Origin of the sequence: Streptomyces sp. KMM 9044 (genome assembly GCF_024701375.2) — a bacterium.
In the GTDB taxonomy this organism is placed as follows: domain Bacteria; phylum Actinomycetota; class Actinomycetes; order Streptomycetales; family Streptomycetaceae; genus Streptomyces.
In genome coordinates, this window is the sequence record NZ_CP113910.1 from 5,613,110 (window position 1) to 5,629,326 (window position 16,217).

A 16,217-nucleotide genomic window follows, 5' to 3' on the forward strand; every position below is an offset into this window, starting at 1 on the left:
CGACGACCCACCGGGCCCGCCCCACGCCGACCGGGCCCGGCCGCCACCGACACACGGGGGACTCCCGCATGCCCGACACCGCCGCAGGCACCGCTCCGCACGCCCGTCTCGCCGACTCCCTGCTCTACCTCTGCACCGACGCCCGCAAGCGGCAGGGAGACCTCCCGGAGTTCCTGGACGCGGTCCTGGCAGGCGGTGTCGACATCGTCCAGCTCAGGGACAAGGGCATGGAAGCAGCCGAGGAACTGGAGCACCTGGCGGTTCTCGCGGACGCCTGCGCCCGGCACGGCAAGCTGCTCGCGGTGAACGACCGCGCGGACGTCGCCCACGCCGCCGGCGCCGGCGTACTGCACCTCGGACAGGGTGACCTCCCCGTCCCCGCGGCCCGGGCCGTCCTCGGCGAGGACGTCCTGATCGGCCGCTCCACGCACGCCGAGTCCGAGGCCGCCGCGGCCGCCGTGCAGGACGGCGTGGACTACTTCTGCACCGGGCCCTGCTGGCCCACCCCCACAAAGCCCGGCCGCCCCGCCCCCGGCCTCGGCCTGGTCCGGTACGCCGCCGCCCTCGGCACCGACCGCCCCTGGTTCGCCATCGGCGGCATCGGCCTCGGCAACCTCGACGAGGTACTGGACGCCGGCGCCCGCCGGGTCGTGGTCGTACGGGCCATCACCGAGGCGGACGACCCGGGCGCGGCGGCGGCCGAGTTCGCGAGGCGGACGCGGCAGGCGGCAGGCGGCACCCGTCCCTGACAGTGTCCAAGGGGTGGACAACAAGTCGGCAATTCCGGCAAATCCCCCGCATCCGGTTGGGGGGACCGACACCCCCTGGCTAACCTGCCGGTATGGCCCTCGGAACCGCATCCGTCAGGACGGATCACGCGCGCACTGTGCGTGACATGCTCGCTGCCGGAAAGACGACGTACTCGTTCGAGTTCTCGGCGCCCAAGACGCCCAAGGGGCAGCGGAACCTCTGGAGCGCGCTGCGCAGGGTCGAGGCGGTCGCCCCGGACTTCGTCTCCGTCACCTACGGAGCCGGAGGGTCGACCCGCGCGGGCACGGTCCACGAGACCGAGCAGATCGTCGCCGACACCACCCTCACCCCGGTCGCCCACCTCACCGCGGTCGACCACTCCGTCGCCGAACTGCGTAACATCATCGGCCAGTACGCCGACGCCGGGATCCGCAACATGCTCGCCGTGCGGGGCGACCCGCCCGGCGACCCGACGGCCGACTGGATCCCGCATCCGCAGGGCCTGACCTACGCCGCCGAGCTCGTCCGGCTCATCAAGGAGTCGGGTGACTTCTGCGTGGGTGTCGCCGCCTTCCCGGAGATGCACCCGAGGTCGTCCGACTGGGACGCGGACGTCGCGAACTTCGTCGACAAGTGCCGGGCCGGCGCCGACTACGCGATCACCCAGATGTTCTTCCAGCCCGAGTCCTACCTGCGTCTGCGGGACCGCGTCGCCGCGGCGGGTTGCGGGACACCGGTGATCCCCGAGGTCATGCCGGTGACCAGTGTGAAGATGTTGGAGAAGTTGCCGCAGCTCAGTAACGCGTCGTTCCCGGATGCCCTGAAAGAGCGGATCCTCACAGCGGCGGACGATCCGGCGGCGGTACGCTCCATCGGTATCGAGTTCGCCACGGAGTTCTGCGCACGGCTGCTGGCCGAGGGGGTGCCCGGACTGCACTTCATCACGCTCAACAACTCCACGGCGACGCTGGAAATCTACGAGAACCTGGGCCTGCACCACCCGCTGCGGGCCTAGACCGGCCGCACCGGCATACGACACACTGCGTAGCGGCCACTGGGAGAGGGGCGTACATGGGCTGGACGGTCCTCTACATCGCGTTCGGCGTCGTCGCGTTGTGGCTGCTAGGCGAGGTGCTGCTGCAGTACAAGGCGCGCCTGCGCTGGCGGCTGCTCGCCTTCGCGGGCTTCCTGGGCGTCGTGCTCGGCGTGCTGATCCCGTCCGTGCCCGTCATCGGACTGGGCGCCATCGCCTTCGCGATCGGCCAGACCTACGTCACGCTGTCGTTCCGCCGCGGCTTCGCGGAGGGCTGGGCGGTCAACGCCCCGCTGCTGTCCGCCGTCAAGGGGGACCGCGGCGACCGCGGGCACCAGGACCCGGAGGCCACCGGCGACGGGCACGGCGACGGGCACGGCGACGGGCACGGGGACGAGGACGTCGGTCGGCGCCGCGGCCGTGACTCCTCCGCAGCCGACGACGACTACGACCGCGACGACGTGTTCATGCCCGTGCGCGGCGAGCAGCAGGCGGCCGCCGAGACCACCGCCGTCTACGAGCCCCAGCCCATGCCCGACGACACCGGCTCGTACGGCGTCTACAACGACAACGGGTACGGCACCCCGGCTCAGGACGACCAGTACGGGGCCACCGCCCAGGACCAGTACGGGGCCACCGCCCAGGACGCCGGACAGGGCTACGACACCGGCCAGAACTACGCCTACGACTACTCCGGTTACGGCCAGCAGCAGACCTACGACACGGGCCAGCAGCAGTACGCCGCCTACTCCGACCCGTACATCGGCAATCCGACCTACGAGGGGACCTCGTACGACACCGGATACACCGCCCCGCAGCAGCAGTACGGCCAGCAGGGTTACGGCGGCCAGGACCACTACGACGGCTACGGCGGCGAAACCCCGGCGGGTGGCCTGTGGGTCCCGCAGCAGCGCAGCACCGACGACCCGTACGGCGGTGAACTCCCGCAGGAGCAGCCGTACCCGTACCAGGACAACGACCGGCAGGGCCAGACCCCCGGCCACGGGAACGACAGCGGGTACGACGAGCAGCAGTACCGCTACTGACCCGGCCCGGCCCGTCGAGGCCGCTCACCGGGACCCGCGGAACCCCGGTCCCTCCACGATCAGTCCCGCGACCAGCGCGCCCGACATCCCGGCGTGTGGAAGGCCCCCGCCGGGGTGCGACCAGCCGCCCACCGTCAGCAGCCCCGGCATCCCGGTGCTGTTGGACGGGTGCAGCAGTCGCCCGCCCGCCGCGGCCAGCGTCGGGACAGGTACCGCTCCGCCCTCCGCGCCCGTCGCCCGCGCGATGTCGTCCGGGGCGCGGACCTCGCTGTACAGGAGACGGTCGCGCAGGCCGGGTACGGCCCGCCCGGCGGCGATGATCATGTTCCGTGCGTGCTCGTCCAACGCGGGTCCCGCGGATCCCGCGGGCACCGTCGAGGTGAGGGTGACCGCCTCATGGCCCGCGTCGGGGACCAGGGCGGGGTCGTCGGGCCGCAGGACCGTGACCGTGGGGTGCGCGGGCAGACCCACGGGGGAGCCGAACAGGGACGCCAGCTCGGCGTCCCGGTCCCGGGTGTGCACGACCGTCCGGTGAGGCGTCCCCCCGGGACGTCCGCCGCGCAGCGCCAGCAGCACCGTCAGACGGCTCGCCGCTCCAAGGCGGCCCGGAACCTCGCCGTCACCCCGCACCCGCGCCTCCTGCGTCAGCCGGTCCAGCACGCCGGGCGTCACCCCGGCGATCACGTGATCCGCCTCGGCCACCGCCCCTCCCCGGCCGCCACCACCGGCAGCGGCGCCGGGGGCCCGGGAGGCGCCCTCGGTGAACTCCACGCCCGCCGCCCGGCCGTCCTTCTCCAGCACCCCGGTGACCTCGGCGCCGAAACGGAACTCCACCCCGCGGGCCAGGCACCGCTCGTACACCGCGCGGGCCAGCTCCCGCATGCCGCCGCGGACGTACCAGGTACCGAAGGCGTGCTCCATGTACGGCAGCACCGCCGCGCTCGCCGGCGTGGACCGGGGGTCCAGGCCGTGCTCGAGCGTGTGGCTCTCCAGCAGGGAGACCAGCCGGGGATCGCGCAGCTCCCAGGCGGCGACCTCGGCGAGCGTGCCCGCCGTGCGCGTGCGCAGCAGCTTCTTGCGGGGGACGGCCGGGTAGGGCTCGCGGTCGGCCAGCACCCGCCAGTTGGGCCACAGCGGCTCCTCCAGGAGCGGCCTGCGGGTCCTGTCCCAGGCCTCGCGGGCCCGCACCAGGAAGTCGCCCCAGCGTTTGGCGGCGGCAGGCCCGAGGGCCGCCTCCAGGGCGGAGACGACACCCGCGCGGGACGCGTTCGGCAGCGGGACACGCGTACCGTCCGCGAACACGTGGTGCGACGACGGGTCGACCTGGACCAGCTCGACGCAGGACTCCAGTGGCTCCCTGCCTGTCTTCAGGAACAGATCGCGGTAGACCGCGGGCAGCGGAAGCAGCCCGGGGCCGGTGTCGAAGACGAAGCCCTCCCGCTCCAGCCGGCGCAGCGCGCCGCCGTACGTGTCCGTCCGCTCGTACACCGCCACCCGGTGGCCCGCGACGGCCAGCCGGGCAGCGGCCGCCATCGCGCCCAGCCCGGCGCCGATCACCGCAATCCTTGCCATGCCCGGGACCTTATCCGCCGCTCACCGGCAGACGTCCCCGGGCGGCCCGGGCGGGGACGGCGGCCCGGGGACGAGGGCCGGCCTCCCGTCATCCCGCCATGGGTGCGCTGGCGCGGCGGCCCGCGGCCCGCGGCCACGGCCGGGAGAGGGCGGTAGACGGCGAGCTGCCGGGCCCGGTTGGCGGTGAGGGCGCCGACCAGCTCGCCGTCGTGGTGGCAGGAGATCTCCAGATGCCGCCCGGGCAGGTCGTACTCGACGGTCCCCGCTTCGTCGGCGAGGTGCGGGAGCCCCGGTGAGCGGATGCGGCCACCGTGCGGATCGGACCAGCACGAGGGCACCGTGAGGGCGGGGCCGGGAGGGTCGGGAGGCCACCGCCCCCGTCGTGGTGGGCGGCCGGCGGCACGGAGTGGTGGGGGCAGGTGCGCAGAGCTGAGTATCCGTACCCGGTTCCCGGGATGAGTACGCGTACGGATGGGCCACGACCTGCGAAAACGAGAGAGTGGAGAGCACGGGGAGGGGCAGGGCCGCGAAACCGGCGACACGGGGCGCCGGAATGGTCCGGGCCCGCGATCCGCTCCTTCCGCCGGCGTCGTCGGCGGGAGCGAGGCACGGGGGAACCCGGGGGACGACCGCAACGGAGGTCCCCCGGGGGACGTACGGGGGAGCACACAAGGTGCCGGTCCGGCAGTGGCTCGCGGGGGACGCAGCCGCCGCCGGACCGGCGGCTTCCCGTGCCCCGGGCCGGTCAACGACCGTCGGCGTCCGCCCGCCGTCTCAGTGGTGGCCGCTCACGCGTCCCTGCAGCAGCCGGGACAGTGCCGCGTGCACGTCGTCCAGGGAGCGCTCCGGCTGGAAGGCCTGCCAGTCCAGCGCGGCCACCAGCACCATGCCGACCAGCGCCGCCGCTGTCAGCGGAATGTCGATCTCCGCACCGAACTCCTCGTTGTCCACGCCCTCGCGCAGCACGTCCTCGACCACCGCCACGGCCTGCTGCCGGACCACCAGCAGTGTGGACTGCCAGGCCCGGTTGGTGCGCCACAGCTCGGCCACGTACAGCTGGGTGAAGGCCGGGTAGCGGTCGATGAAGACGAGCCCCGCGCGGACCATCGCGTCCAGGGCGTCGACCTTGCTGCCGCCCGCCCCGGCCGTCCGCTCGGCCGCCTCCCGCAGAGAGGCGGTGAGGAGCCCGACCCCGTGCCGCAGCAGTTCCTCGAAGAGGACCGACTTGCTCGCGAAGTTGTAGTAGACCGTGCCCTTCGCGACTCCCGCCCGCTCGGCGATCTCGTCCACGGTGGTGGCGGAGAAGCCCTGCTCCGCGATGAGCGTGACGGCCGCCTCGTAGAGCTTCTGCCGGGTGGCCTCGCGGCGGGTGCTGCCACCCGACGTGGTGCTGCTGCGTTCCATGCCCCTGATTCTCACAGCACCGCCGGCCCGTCCCTCCACAGGCTCGGCCCAGAGGACGGCCCACTCTGCATCGAACAGTCGATCGAGGTGAAAACCCAGGTCGGGACGGATTGTCAGTGGCATACCGCACGATGAGGACATACGGCGCCTCGGAGCAGGGGATGCCGTCACGAAGACGACAGGAGGTTCGTCATGGCCCACTCGTCCGCAGCCGCCGCCCGCCGGCGCCGCGCCACCGGCCCTGCCCCCTCACTGACCGGTCCGCCGAGCGACGTCCACCCCGTGCTGCGCCGCGCCACCGCCCCGCCCGCCGCCCTCGACCTGCTCGCCAAGGCCCGTGCCGGACTCGACGAGGCCGCCGTCCTCGACACCCCCAACGAGCGCTACGCGACGGCCCACCTCGCCGCCCTGCGCACCGCCGCCGCCGTGCTCGCCGCACGGGGGCGGCCCGAGACCTCGCCCCGGGCCCGGACCAAGATCCGGAGCGCCTGGGAGGTGCTCCCCGAGATCGCGCCCGAACTCACCGAATGGAGCGCCCTGTTCGCCTCGGGAGCCCGGCGCCGCGCCCGTGCCGAGGCGGGCATCCGGGACGCGGCCAGCAGCCGGGACGCCGACGACCTGATACGGGACGTCGCGATGTTCCTGCGTCTGGCCGAGCGGATGCTCGTCCTCCAGCCCGTCCTCCCGCAGCCCCGCACGGACGAGCGCCCCGACCATCCGGACGGGCACGACCCGGGCGGCCACCGCCCGGACGGCCGGGCTCCGGGCGGTGGCACGGCCCGCGAGCTGCCCGACACGGGCTGAGAGCTCCTCCCGGGCCCCGGCCCACTCTGTCGCGCCGCTCACGCCCCCGCCGGGCGGGGGCGTGAGCGGCGCGGCGCGGGCGATGCGGCGCAGGCAATAGGGTGGAAGACGCCTGAAGCCTCCGCGTTCCCCGCCCGGGCCGGGGAGGCAGCCCGATCGCTCCGCCGTGAACGAGGCGGTGCCCGCCGAGGAGTCAACTGCCGTGTCGGACACCCTGCGCCCCCGCGCCGCTCTCCGTACCGCCGTGGTCTGGGAGGTCCTCCAGGACGCCCTGGAGCGCCGGGCCAAGGCGACGGGACAGCTGGCGCTGGACGTCCTGGACACGGGCGGCGGCAGCGGCAACTTCGCTGTGCCCGTGGCCCGCCTCGGCCACCGGGTCACCGTCGTCGACCCCAGCCCCAACGCGTTGTTCGCCCTGGAGCGCCGCGCCGCCGAGGCCGACGTCGCCGACCGGGTCCGCGGCGTCCAGGGCGACGCGCACGGCCTCTTCGACGTCGTCGAGCGCGGCGGCTACGACGTGGTGCTGTGCCACGGAGTGCTGGAGTACGTCGACGACCCGGCCGAGGGCGTGCGCAACACGGTGGCCGCCCTGCGCCCCGACGGCGTCCTCAGCCTGCTCGCGGCCGGCCTCGGCGGCGCCGTGCTCTCCCGGGCCCTCGCCGGTCACTTCAAGGAGGCCCGGCAGGCGCTCGACGACCCGAACGGCCGATGGGGCACGGGCGACCCCGTACCGCGCCGCTTCACCGCCGGTCAGCTCACCGGCCTGGTCGAGGGAGCGGGCCTGCGGGTCGGCGCCGTGCACGGCGTGCGGGTCTTCGCCGATCTCGTCCCCGGCGTGCTCGTGGACACCGAGCCCGGAGCCCTGGACGCGCTGCTGGAGCTGGAGGCCGCGGCGGCCGAACTCGCCGCCTTCCACTCCGTGGCCACCCAGCTCCATGTGCTCGGTGAGGCCCCGGGAGCCGAAGGGGCCTGAGAACCGCCTGTGCCGCTCCGCTGATCAGCGAAGCGGCCGTCGCCGCACTCCGCAGGGAGTCCGCCACAGGCCCCCCGAATGGCGGCTGGGCACCGTATGATCGAGGGAGACCGTCCGGCATGACGACCCGGCTGCCGGGGAATGAAAAGCCTCGAGTGGACCGGGACGCCCATGACGGGTGCCGGTTGGCCAATTGGCGCAGAGGGGCAGGTTTCATGGGGGCGAATCCCTGCCTATCCTGAAGGGACCCCCCGGGTCGCCCCGGCGACTGCACGATGAGGAGGACGCCGTGCCGCTCTCGGAGCACGAGCAGCGCATGCTCGAGCAAATGGAGCGAGCGCTGTACGCCGAAGATCCCAAGTTCGCGTCGGCGCTCGAGGGAAGTGGCCTGCGTACGTACACCCGTCGGCGGGTCTACCAGGCGATCGCGGGCTTTCTCGTAGGTATTGCGCTCCTCATGGCCGGAATGGTCGCCCAGCAGGTCTGGCTCAGTGTGGTGGGGTTCCTCGTCATGCTGGGCTGCGCGGTTCTCGCCGTGACCGGCTGGCGTAAAGCGCCCAAGCCCGGTGAACAGGCGGTCGATGCCACCGCCGGTACCGCTGGTTCCACCGGCGCACCGCAGTCCGGCCGTCAGGCCAGGCAGCGGCGCTCCATGATGAACCGCATAGAGGAGCGCTGGCAGCGCCGCCGCGACGAACAGGGCGGCGGGCAGTAGCCACTCCACTCCAGGACCTGCGTGAAGACATGGGTGCAGGGGGTGACCGTCAGCCCGGTGGCCACCCCCTGACGCATCTCCGCACCCGGGCCGACGCATGGCTGTACACCGGTTCGGCGCACGCCCGCGCACCGGCCGGGCGCAGGCAGGAGCAGGCGAAGACAGGAGCAGGCGAAGACAGGGCAGGCAGCATACGAGGGGTGAGGGGCAGGACGATTTTCGTCGTCCTGCCCCTCACCCCTCGTCGTGCACCCGTTCGACCGCGGTCACCTGTCCGGCCGGGCCCGCCCCGTCATCCCTGCTGCCGCGAGGGCCTGCGCCACGTGGGCCTGCGCCATGTCGGCCGCGGGGCGAGGACGCGGTCCCGGACGGCGGCCCACCGGGCCGACACCGCCCACACCACCCGCACTGTGGAACGCGGCAGGAACAGCGCGCGCAGCCGCGTGCCCCGGCCGGCCCCGGACCGCAGTCCGGCCGCCACCCGGCGCGCATCGTCGGTCAGGCCCGCCGTCGGGCGCGACCGCGGTGCGTAGAGGACCTGCTCCACCGCATCCGCCACCCGGTGCACCGAGGCCGCGGCATCCGGGTCGAGCCGGCCGAGCCGGACGATCCGGGCCGCCGCCTTGCGCGGAGTCAGCGACTCGTCAGGGGAGACGCCGACGTCCCACGCCGTGTCCGTCAGCTCGTCCCAGACGGCCAGGACGTGCGAGGCCGTGCCCGCCTCGGACCGGCCGTGTGCGCCCAGGCGCACCGAACGGGTCCGCAGCCGCCACAGCATCGGCGCCAGCGGCAGCACCAGGAGCGCGAGACCGCCCAGCACCCACGCCGGCACCACGTACCACTTCGGCCCGTCGCCGTCCGTGGGCAGCGTCGCCAGGGGTGCCTCGCTCCCGCAGCCGTCCAGCCGCTGCTGCACCGAGCAGCTCTCGCTCTCCGACGGGGCGGCCGAGGACTCCGAGGGCTCCGCCTCGGACGGCCGGGCCGGGTCGGGCAGCGCGCTGTCCGGCGTCTCCTGCACGGTGTACTCCGGTACCGAACCACGGGTGGGGGTCGGTTCGAAGCGCGTCCAGCCCATGCCCTCGAAGTACAGCTCGGGCCAGGCGTGGGCGTCCCGCAGCCCCACCGCCACCGTGCCGTCCGACTGCGGGGTGCCGGGCGCGAAGCCCACCGCGACCCGGGCGGGTATGTCAAGGGACCGGGCCATCGACGCCATGGCGAAGGAGAAGTGGACGCAGAAGCCCTCCTTGTCCCTCAGGAAGCGGGCGATCGCCTCCGAGTCGCTGCCGACGTCGACGTCCGTGTCGTACTCGAAGCCGCCTGTCAGGGTGAAGTACTCCTGGAGCATGACCGCACGGTCGTACGCGTTCGTCGCCCCTTCGGTGACGGCACGGGCGGTCCGGGACACCACCGCGGGCAGCGAGTCGGGCAGCTCCGTGTAGTCCCGCTCCAGGGCGGCCGGCGGCGCCGACGCGTCCGCCAGCTGCTCCGCCGTGGGCCGCACGTCCAGGCTGCGCACCTGATAGGTCAGCCCCCGGGTGTTCTGACCGTGGTCGCCGACCAGCGTCATCCCCACCGGTTCGTAGCGCCAGTTGCCCCTGACGTCCACGCCGCTCGGCGGGTACGGCATGGGCAGCCAGTCCTGCCCGTACCAGTCGGCGGTCGAGATCGTCGTGCCGATCTCCTCGCGCTCGACGTCCGGGCCGAGGCCGGCCGGGATCGGGAAGGCGCCGTCGGGCACCGTGGTGATGGACCGCTTGGACGGCTTCCAGGTGGTGCCGTCGAAGTCGTCCAGGGACACGATCCGCAGATACAGGTCCGAGACGTTCTCCGCCTCGGAGCGCACCGACATGACCTGGCGGTCCTCCTCCATGTTCAGCGAGTCGCGCAGGGACACCAGCGGATTCACCGCGGAGATCGTGCCGCCCCCGCCGGAGCCCGGGCCGACACCCGAACCCGCCGGGTCCAGCAGGCCGCCGTTCATCGTGGGCAGACCGAGCGGCGCCACCAGGGCTATGCCCACCGCGAGCACCCCGATCCGCCGCCCGGTGCGCACCCGCGCGCGGGTCCCGCCCGGCTCACCGGGCGAGCCCTGCGACGTCCCGCCGAAGACCCGCCCCCACTGGGAGAGCCGGTCACGGCCCTCCACCAGCAGCAGCATCAGATAGCCGGCCGCCGCCAGCAGGAACCACAGCCAGTCGGCCCCGCCGTCGGACAGACCCGCGGCGACGGAGTACAGCGCGAGCAGCGGAAGCCCGGCCGGTGCCGCACTGCGGAAGGTCACCGCGAGGGTGTCCACCAGCAGCCCGATCACCAGGACACCGCCGATCAGCATCAGCCGGATGCCCTCGGACAGCGGCGCCGGTATCGTGTAGCGGCCGACGTCCGTGGCGCCCTGGTCGAGCAGCTGGGCGAAGAACCGGAACGCGTCCGGTCCCGGCACCAGGCCGGCGAACGCGTGCTCACGCGCGAAGACCAGCGTCAGCAGCACCAGCGCCGCAAGCGCCTGCACCGCCACCGTCAGCGGGCGCGCCAGCGGCACTCGCCGGGCCACCGCGCCCATGCCCGACTGCACCGCCAGCAGAAAGGCCGCCTGCAGGAGCCAGGAAGGCGGCTCGACCAGCGGCAGCAGCGCGCACGCGGCCAGCAGCGTGGCCGCCCACGAGGCCAGCGTCAGCCGGAGTCGCCCGCTCATCCCGTCCCCTCCCCACCGCTCGCCGCCGCCAGACCGGAACGCTTCCGGTCCGCCAGCCGCCACTGCTCCTCCATGGAGGCGCCCCGCGGCACACCCACCACCGTCCAGCCCGCCTCGCGCAGCATCCGCGACCGCTCCCCGCCACCGTCCAACGGACCGGGCACGTCCGCCGGTTCCCGCATCCAGGTCCCGCTGTCCAGAAGGAAGGCGACCGCGCCCCCGCTGCGCTGCCGCATCCGGGCGAGCACCGCCGCCTGCTCCTCGTCGAGATCGCCGAGGAAGGCCACGAGCAGCCCCTCGCTCCCGCCGCGGACGACGTCGTACGCCCGGGACAGGCCCGCCCCGTCGGAGTGGTCGACCACCGCGAGGGTGTCCATCATCAGCCCGGCCGTGACGGCCGACCCCTGGCTCGCGCCCGCGAACCCGTCGGAGCCCTCGCCCGGCACCGATGCGCCTGTGTCGGTCAGCAGCCGCACCGAGAAACCCCGCTCCTGCATGTGCGTCAGCACGGACGCCGCACCCGACACCGCCCACTCGAACGCCGAGTCCGGCCCCGCGCCCGCGTAGGCGATGGCACGGGTGTCCAGCAGCACCGAACAGCGGGCCCGCCGCGGCTGCTCCTCGCGGCGCACCATCAGCTCGCCGTAGCGCGCGGTGGAACGCCAGTGCACCCGGCGCAGATCGTCGCCGTAGCGGTAGCCGCGCGGGATCAGGTCGTCCTCGCCGGCCAGCGCCAGCGAACGCTGCCGCCCGTCGCCGTGTCCCTTGGCCTCACCGCCCAGCCGCACCGGCGGCAACGGCTCCACGCGCGGGATCACCGTCAGCGTGTCGTACGTGGAGAAGGCCCGGGTCAACTCGCACATCCCGAACGGGTCGGAGAGCCGCAGCTGCAGCGGGCCCAGCGGATAGCGGCCGCGCACATCGGAGCGGACCCGGTAGGACACCTCGCGGCGCCCGCCCGCCTCCACCCGGTCCAGCACGAACCGGGGCCGCGGCCCGAGCACGTAGGGCACCCGGTCCTGGAGCATGAGCAGGCCCGTGGGCACCCGGGAGACGTTGTCCATCCGCAGATGCACCCGCGCCTCGGAGCCGGCCGGTACCCGCGAAGGGGAGAGCCGGCGGCTGCCCGCGACCCGGTAGCGGGTCCGGCAGAGCACGCCCGCGCACACCAGCGGCAGCACCGCCAGCAGCAGCCCGACCCGCAGCAGGTCGCTCTGCCCGAGCACGTAGGCGCAGACCGCGGCCGCCGCACCGGCGGCCAGGAAGGAGCGCCCGCGGGTGGTCAGCCCGGCCAGAGCGGTGCGCAGGCCGCCCCGGTCACCGTGGTCGCCCTCCGCGCGGACCGAACCCGCGGTCGTCATCGCAGCCTCCGCGGCGGCTGCTGACCGTGCCCCGGACCGCCACGGCCCACGCCGACGCCGTTCTGCTGGGGGGCTGCGGCGGGCACCGGAGTGCGCTGCAGGATCTCCCGCACCACCTGCTCCGCCGTGCGGCGGTTGAGCTGGGCCTGGGCGGTGGGCAGCAGCCGGTGCGCCAGGACGGCCACGGCGAGTGCCTGCACGTCGTCCGGCAGCGCGTACTCCCTGCCGTCCAGCGCGGCGGACGCCTTCGCGGCGCGCAGCAGGTGCAGCGTCGCACGCGGGGAGGCGCCGAGTCTGAGGTCGGGGTGCGTGCGCGTGGCGGCGACCAGCTCCACCACGTACCTGCGGACCGGCTCGGCCACATGGACGGCGCGCACCGCCTCGATCAGCTTCAGGATCTCGTGCGCGTGCGCCACCGGCTGGAGGTCCTCCAGCGGGGAGACGCCGCCGTGCACGTCCAGCATCTGCAGTTCGGCCTCGGCGCTCGGGTAGCCGACCGAGACCCGGGCCATGAACCGGTCGCGCTGGGCCTCCGGCAGCGGATAGGTGCCCTCCATCTCGACCGGGTTCTGCGTCGCCACCACCATGAAGGGGCTGGGCAGTTCGTAGGTCGTGCCGTCGATGGTGACCTGGCGCTCCTCCATCGACTCCAGCAGCGCGGACTGCGTCTTCGGCGACGCGCGGTTGATCTCGTCGCCGATCACCACCTGCGCGAAGATGGCACCCGGCTTGAACTCGAAGTCGCGGCGCTGCTGGTCCCAGATGGACACACCGGTGATGTCCGACGGCAGCAGGTCCGGTGTGAACTGGACACGCTGCACCGAGCAGTCGATGGACCGCGCCAGCGCCTTGGCCAGCATCGTCTTGCCGACGCCCGGGACATCCTCGATGAGCAGATGTCCCTCGGCGAGCAGCACGGTCAGCGAGAGCCGTACGACCTCGGGCTTGCCCTCGATCACGCCCTCCACCGAACCCCGCACGCGCTCGACCACGGCGGTCAGATCAGTGAGGCTCGCTCGATCGTCATAGGTCGTCACCCGGCCCTCCTCGGCCTTTCCCCCCGCTCCGAAGGAACGAGGGCCCAAATGTCCGGGCCGACGCCTTGCTGTGTGGACCGGCCCACCCCGAATCACGGACACCGCGCGTGAAAAGTTCCGCACGGCACCACTCCCGCATTCTTGCCGCCGTTACCGATTCGTGTCACTCGCCTGTGGACAACCGTCGGCGATATGTCGGGTCGTACGACTTTCGTGGAGTGTTGTTCTTCCTCGTGACATCCGGAGAACGGGCGCGCGAACCCCGCGAACCCCGCGAACCCCGCGAACCCCGAGAGCACGGACTTCCTCGGAGCGGGCCGGTGGGTCAGGCGGGGTCGATCTCGCGCAGCAGACCGGTCTTCACGTCGAAGACGAACCCGCGCACGTCGTCGGTGTGCAGCAGGAACGGAGAGGTACGCACCCGCTGCATCGACTGCCGTACGTCCTGGTCCACGTCCCGGAAGGACTCCACGGCCCAGGCGGGACGCTGGCCGACCTCCATCTCCAGGTCGTGCCGGAACTCTTCGGTGAGGGATTCCAGACCGCAGTTGGTGTGGTGGATGAGGACCACGCTGCGGGTGCCGAGGGCCCGCTGGCTGATGGTCAGCGACCGGATCACGTCGTCGGTGACGACGCCTCCGGCGTTGCGGACGGTGTGGCAGTCGCCGAGCTCGAGACCGAGCGCGGCGTGCAGGTCGAGCCGGGCGTCCATACAGGCCACCACGGCGACACGCAGAACGGGGCGGGCGTCCATTCCGGGATCGGTGAAGGCGCCGGCGTACTGCTCGTTCGCCTTCACCAGACGGTCGGTGACCGTGCCCTGGCCGGCCGTCGCGCTTCCTGAGCCCGCAGGAACCGATGCAGAAGTCGTCATAGCCATGACGGTACTGGTCACCCGCTCTGCGGGCCCGCTGTGAGACGGGACAAAGAACGTCATCCGCCTTTCGTGTGAGATGACCCACAAGGGGGGTGTGAGCCCCCTCGTACGGGTGGTTTCCCCGGGACGCGGTTGTCCCCGCGCCGAGGGCCGCGCCGCGCAGGCCGGTTGATTGACCGGGCCACACCGTGGACTAAAGTGACGCGAAGCGGGAGGCGCGACTCCCCACTGCACTGAATTTCCCCGGAGAACCGGGCAGCGTCCCGGAGATCTCCCCGCGTGCGCTGCGCGTACGTACGGCTCGGCCTCCTCCCGTTCCCGGCCGGCTGTCGCCTCCGGCGCCGGCAGGCCGCCCCGTTCACACCGGGGGAGGGGCGGGGGTCCCCGGCGGTGCGTCACGGCCGCGCCGGACCGTGAGAAGAGGGCCCAGAACCCATGGGGCGCGAAGCGCATGCGAACACGGGCGGGCAGACCCGGCACGTCCCGGTGATGCTCCGGCGGTGCCTGGACCTGCTGGCGCCCGCCCTGGAGCGGCCGGGAGCCGTGGCCGTCGACTGCACCCTCGGCCTCGGCGGCCACAGCGAGGCCCTGCTGACGCGGTTCCCCGAGGCCCGGCTGATCGCCCTGGACCGGGACAAGGAGGCCTTGCGCCTGTCCGGTGAGCGGCTCGCCCCCTTCGGTGAGCGCGCCACCCCGGTCCACGCCGTCTACGACGAACTTCCCGACGTGCTCGCCCGGCTCGGCGTCCCGCGTGTGCAGGGCGTCCTGTTCGACCTGGGCGTGTCCTCCATGCAACTCGACGAGGCCGACCGCGGCTTCGCCTACGCCCAGGACGCCCCGCTCGACATGCGCATGGACCAGTCGGCCGGCATCAGCGCCGCCGAGGTCCTCAACACCTACCCGCCCGGCGACCTCGTCCGCATCCTGCGCGCCTACGGCGAGGAGAAGCAGGCCAAGCGGATCGTGGCCGCGGTGGTGCGCGAGCGGGAGAAGGAGCCGTTCACCACCAGCGCACGCCTGGTCGAGCTGATCCGTGACGCGCTGCCGCAGGCCGCCAAGCGCACCGGCGGCAACCCCGCCAAGCGCACCTTCCAGGCTTTGCGCATCGAGGTCAACGGCGAACTCTCCGTGCTGGAGCGGGCGATCCCGGCCGCGGTCGAGGCGCTCGACGTCGGCGGACGGATCGCCGTGCTGTCGTACCACTCCCTGGAGGACCGGCTGGTCAAGCAGGTGCTCGCGGCGGGCGCCGCCACCACCGCGCCCCCCGGGCTGCCGGTGGTCCCCGAGCGCTATCAGCCCCGGCTCAAGCTGCTCACACGCGGCGCCGAACTTCCCACCGAGGAGGAGATCGCCGAGAACCGGCGGGCGGCACCCGCGCGGCTGCGGGGCGCCGAGCGCATCAGGGAGCACCTCGAATGACGTGCCGGGCACGCGGGTACGGAAGGCAGGCCTCGGACGGACCCAGGGGAGCGTGAGTGAGCAGGAAACCCGAGCTCAGGGGGAGGGCGGCCCGTCTCGCGCGGCTCCTCCCCACGGGACGGGCCCAGGCGGCCCGCACCCCCTTCGTCCTGCTGGTCGTTCTTCTCCTGGGCGGTGGTCTGATCGGGCTCCTGGTGCTGAACTCGGCGCTCAGCGAGGGCGCGTTCCGGCTCGACGACCTCGAGCGGGAGACGAAGAGCCTCACCGACGAGGAACAGGCCCTCCAGCGGGACATCGACGCCTACTCCGCCCCCGACGCCCTCCAGCGCCGGGCCCGTGAGCTCGGCATGGTGCCCGGCGGCGACCCCGCCTTCCTGAACCCCGACGGCGAGGTCAAGGGCGTCCCCAGCCCCGCCGCCGCCTCCCGCGCCCCCCTCGTGCTCGCCCCCGAGGCGCTGGCCACCGCGACGGTCCCGCTCCCGGGCACGGCGGCCCACCCCACGTCCACCCCCGCATCGACTCCCGGCAGGTGAC

At 73.4% G+C, this 16,217-nt stretch carries 15 protein-coding genes; 9 read left to right on the forward strand and 6 right to left on the reverse strand.

The window, feature by feature from the left end; translation table 11 throughout:
- Positions 1 to 68 precede the first annotated feature (68 nt).
- The 3 genes from thiE (at position 69) to HUV60_RS25330 (ending at position 2,829) form a co-directional block, all read left to right on the forward strand.
- On the forward strand, positions 69 to 749 hold the full coding sequence (gene thiE / locus HUV60_RS25320; RefSeq protein WP_257849507.1) for a thiamine phosphate synthase: 681 nt from the start codon (positions 69 to 71) through the stop codon (positions 747 to 749).
- Between the two features lie 92 nt (positions 750 to 841).
- Complete coding sequence (gene metF / locus HUV60_RS25325; RefSeq protein WP_257849508.1) at positions 842 to 1,765, forward strand: methylenetetrahydrofolate reductase [NAD(P)H]; 924 nt, start codon at positions 842 to 844, stop codon at positions 1,763 to 1,765.
- 56 nt (positions 1,766 to 1,821) lie between these two features.
- A complete protein-coding gene (locus HUV60_RS25330) occupies positions 1,822 to 2,829 on the forward strand; it encodes an SCO2102 family sporulation regulator (protein ID WP_257849509.1) in 1,008 nt (335 codons plus the stop codon).
- A 24-nt stretch (positions 2,830 to 2,853) separates the two neighbouring features.
- Here the strand turns inward: HUV60_RS25330 and HUV60_RS25335 are convergent, their stop codons facing one another.
- Complete coding sequence (locus HUV60_RS25335; protein WP_257849510.1) at positions 2,854 to 4,401, reverse strand: phytoene desaturase family protein; 1,548 nt, start codon at positions 4,399 to 4,401, stop codon at positions 2,854 to 2,856.
- A 98-nt stretch (positions 4,402 to 4,499) separates the two neighbouring features.
- Between HUV60_RS25335 and HUV60_RS25340 the strand changes: the two genes are divergently transcribed.
- On the forward strand, positions 4,500 to 4,697 hold the full coding sequence (locus HUV60_RS25340) for a hypothetical protein (RefSeq protein ID WP_257849511.1): 198 nt from the start codon (positions 4,500 to 4,502) through the stop codon (positions 4,695 to 4,697).
- Between the two features lie 478 nt (positions 4,698 to 5,175).
- Here HUV60_RS25340 and HUV60_RS25345 read toward each other — a convergent pair whose 3' ends face one another.
- Positions 5,176 to 5,805 carry a TetR/AcrR family transcriptional regulator gene (locus tag HUV60_RS25345; RefSeq protein WP_257849512.1) on the reverse strand — a complete coding sequence of 210 codons (630 nt, stop codon included), beginning with the start codon at positions 5,803 to 5,805 and terminating at the stop codon, positions 5,176 to 5,178.
- A gap of 192 nt (positions 5,806 to 5,997) precedes the next feature.
- On the opposite strand from HUV60_RS25345, the gene HUV60_RS25350 reads away from it, so the two are divergent.
- From HUV60_RS25350 to HUV60_RS25360, 3 genes are all read left to right on the forward strand, one after another.
- The gene (locus HUV60_RS25350; protein WP_257849513.1) at positions 5,998 to 6,609 is read left to right on the forward strand and encodes an SAV_6107 family HEPN domain-containing protein; all 612 of its coding nucleotides are present in this window, start codon (positions 5,998 to 6,000) and stop codon (positions 6,607 to 6,609) included.
- A 202-nt stretch (positions 6,610 to 6,811) separates the two neighbouring features.
- Positions 6,812 to 7,582 carry a methyltransferase gene (locus HUV60_RS25355; RefSeq protein ID WP_257849514.1) on the forward strand — a complete coding sequence of 257 codons (771 nt, stop codon included), beginning with the start codon at positions 6,812 to 6,814 and terminating at the stop codon, positions 7,580 to 7,582.
- Between the two features lie 289 nt (positions 7,583 to 7,871).
- Entirely contained in the window at positions 7,872 to 8,297 is a 426-nt protein-coding gene (locus tag HUV60_RS25360) for a DUF3040 domain-containing protein (RefSeq protein WP_257849515.1), read from the forward strand.
- Between the two features lie 292 nt (positions 8,298 to 8,589).
- Here the strand turns inward: HUV60_RS25360 and HUV60_RS25365 are convergent, their stop codons facing one another.
- From HUV60_RS25365 to HUV60_RS25380, 4 genes are all read right to left on the reverse strand, one after another.
- Positions 8,590 to 10,989 carry a transglutaminase TgpA family protein gene (locus HUV60_RS25365; protein WP_257849516.1) on the reverse strand — a complete coding sequence of 800 codons (2,400 nt, stop codon included), beginning with the start codon at positions 10,987 to 10,989 and terminating at the stop codon, positions 8,590 to 8,592.
- Positions 10,986 to 12,350: a DUF58 domain-containing protein gene (locus HUV60_RS25370; protein WP_257849517.1), complete on the reverse strand. Its 1,365-nt coding sequence runs from the start codon at positions 12,348 to 12,350 to the stop codon at positions 10,986 to 10,988. Before HUV60_RS25370 ends, HUV60_RS25365 begins: the two co-directional genes overlap by 4 nt.
- Positions 12,347 to 13,387, reverse strand: coding sequence for an AAA family ATPase (locus HUV60_RS25375; RefSeq protein ID WP_257849518.1), 1,041 nt, complete (start codon positions 13,385 to 13,387; stop codon positions 12,347 to 12,349). Before HUV60_RS25375 ends, HUV60_RS25370 begins: the two co-directional genes overlap by 4 nt.
- Positions 13,388 to 13,712: 325 nt before the next feature.
- Positions 13,713 to 14,261, reverse strand: a complete 549-nt coding sequence (locus tag HUV60_RS25380; RefSeq protein ID WP_257849519.1) for a beta-class carbonic anhydrase — start codon at positions 14,259 to 14,261, stop codon at positions 13,713 to 13,715.
- A gap of 438 nt (positions 14,262 to 14,699) precedes the next feature.
- On the opposite strand from HUV60_RS25380, the gene rsmH reads away from it, so the two are divergent.
- Positions 14,700 to 15,683, forward strand: a complete 984-nt coding sequence (gene rsmH, locus HUV60_RS25385) for a 16S rRNA (cytosine(1402)-N(4))-methyltransferase RsmH (RefSeq protein ID WP_257849520.1) — start codon at positions 14,700 to 14,702, stop codon at positions 15,681 to 15,683.
- 56 nt (positions 15,684 to 15,739) lie between these two features.
- Positions 15,740 to 16,216, forward strand: coding sequence for a septum formation initiator family protein (locus tag HUV60_RS25390; protein ID WP_257849521.1), 477 nt, complete (start codon positions 15,740 to 15,742; stop codon positions 16,214 to 16,216).
- Position 16,217: the final 1 nt, after the last annotated feature.

Excerpts from the sequence above, each read along its gene's own strand:
- HUV60_RS25335 (WP_257849510.1), bottom strand. The coding sequence starts at position 4,401 with ATGGCAAGGATTGCGGTGATCGGCGCCGGGCTGGGCGCGATGGCGGCC.
- metF (WP_257849508.1), top strand. The coding sequence starts at position 842 with ATGGCCCTCGGAACCGCATCCGTCAGGACGGATCACGCGCGCACTGTG.
- HUV60_RS25330 (WP_257849509.1), top strand. The coding sequence starts at position 1,822 with ATGGGCTGGACGGTCCTCTACATCGCGTTCGGCGTCGTCGCGTTGTGG.
- HUV60_RS25340 (WP_257849511.1), top strand. The coding sequence starts at position 4,500 with ATGGGTGCGCTGGCGCGGCGGCCCGCGGCCCGCGGCCACGGCCGGGAG.
- thiE (WP_257849507.1), top strand. The coding sequence starts at position 69 with ATGCCCGACACCGCCGCAGGCACCGCTCCGCACGCCCGTCTCGCCGAC.
- HUV60_RS25365 (WP_257849516.1), bottom strand. The coding sequence starts at position 10,989 with ATGAGCGGGCGACTCCGGCTGACGCTGGCCTCGTGGGCGGCCACGCTG.
- HUV60_RS25370 (WP_257849517.1), bottom strand. The coding sequence starts at position 12,350 with ATGACGACCGCGGGTTCGGTCCGCGCGGAGGGCGACCACGGTGACCGG.
- HUV60_RS25345 (WP_257849512.1), bottom strand. The coding sequence starts at position 5,805 with ATGGAACGCAGCAGCACCACGTCGGGTGGCAGCACCCGCCGCGAGGCC.
- HUV60_RS25380 (WP_257849519.1), bottom strand. The coding sequence starts at position 14,261 with ATGACGACTTCTGCATCGGTTCCTGCGGGCTCAGGAAGCGCGACGGCC.
- rsmH (WP_257849520.1), top strand. The coding sequence starts at position 14,700 with ATGGGGCGCGAAGCGCATGCGAACACGGGCGGGCAGACCCGGCACGTC.
- HUV60_RS25350 (WP_257849513.1), top strand. The coding sequence starts at position 5,998 with ATGGCCCACTCGTCCGCAGCCGCCGCCCGCCGGCGCCGCGCCACCGGC.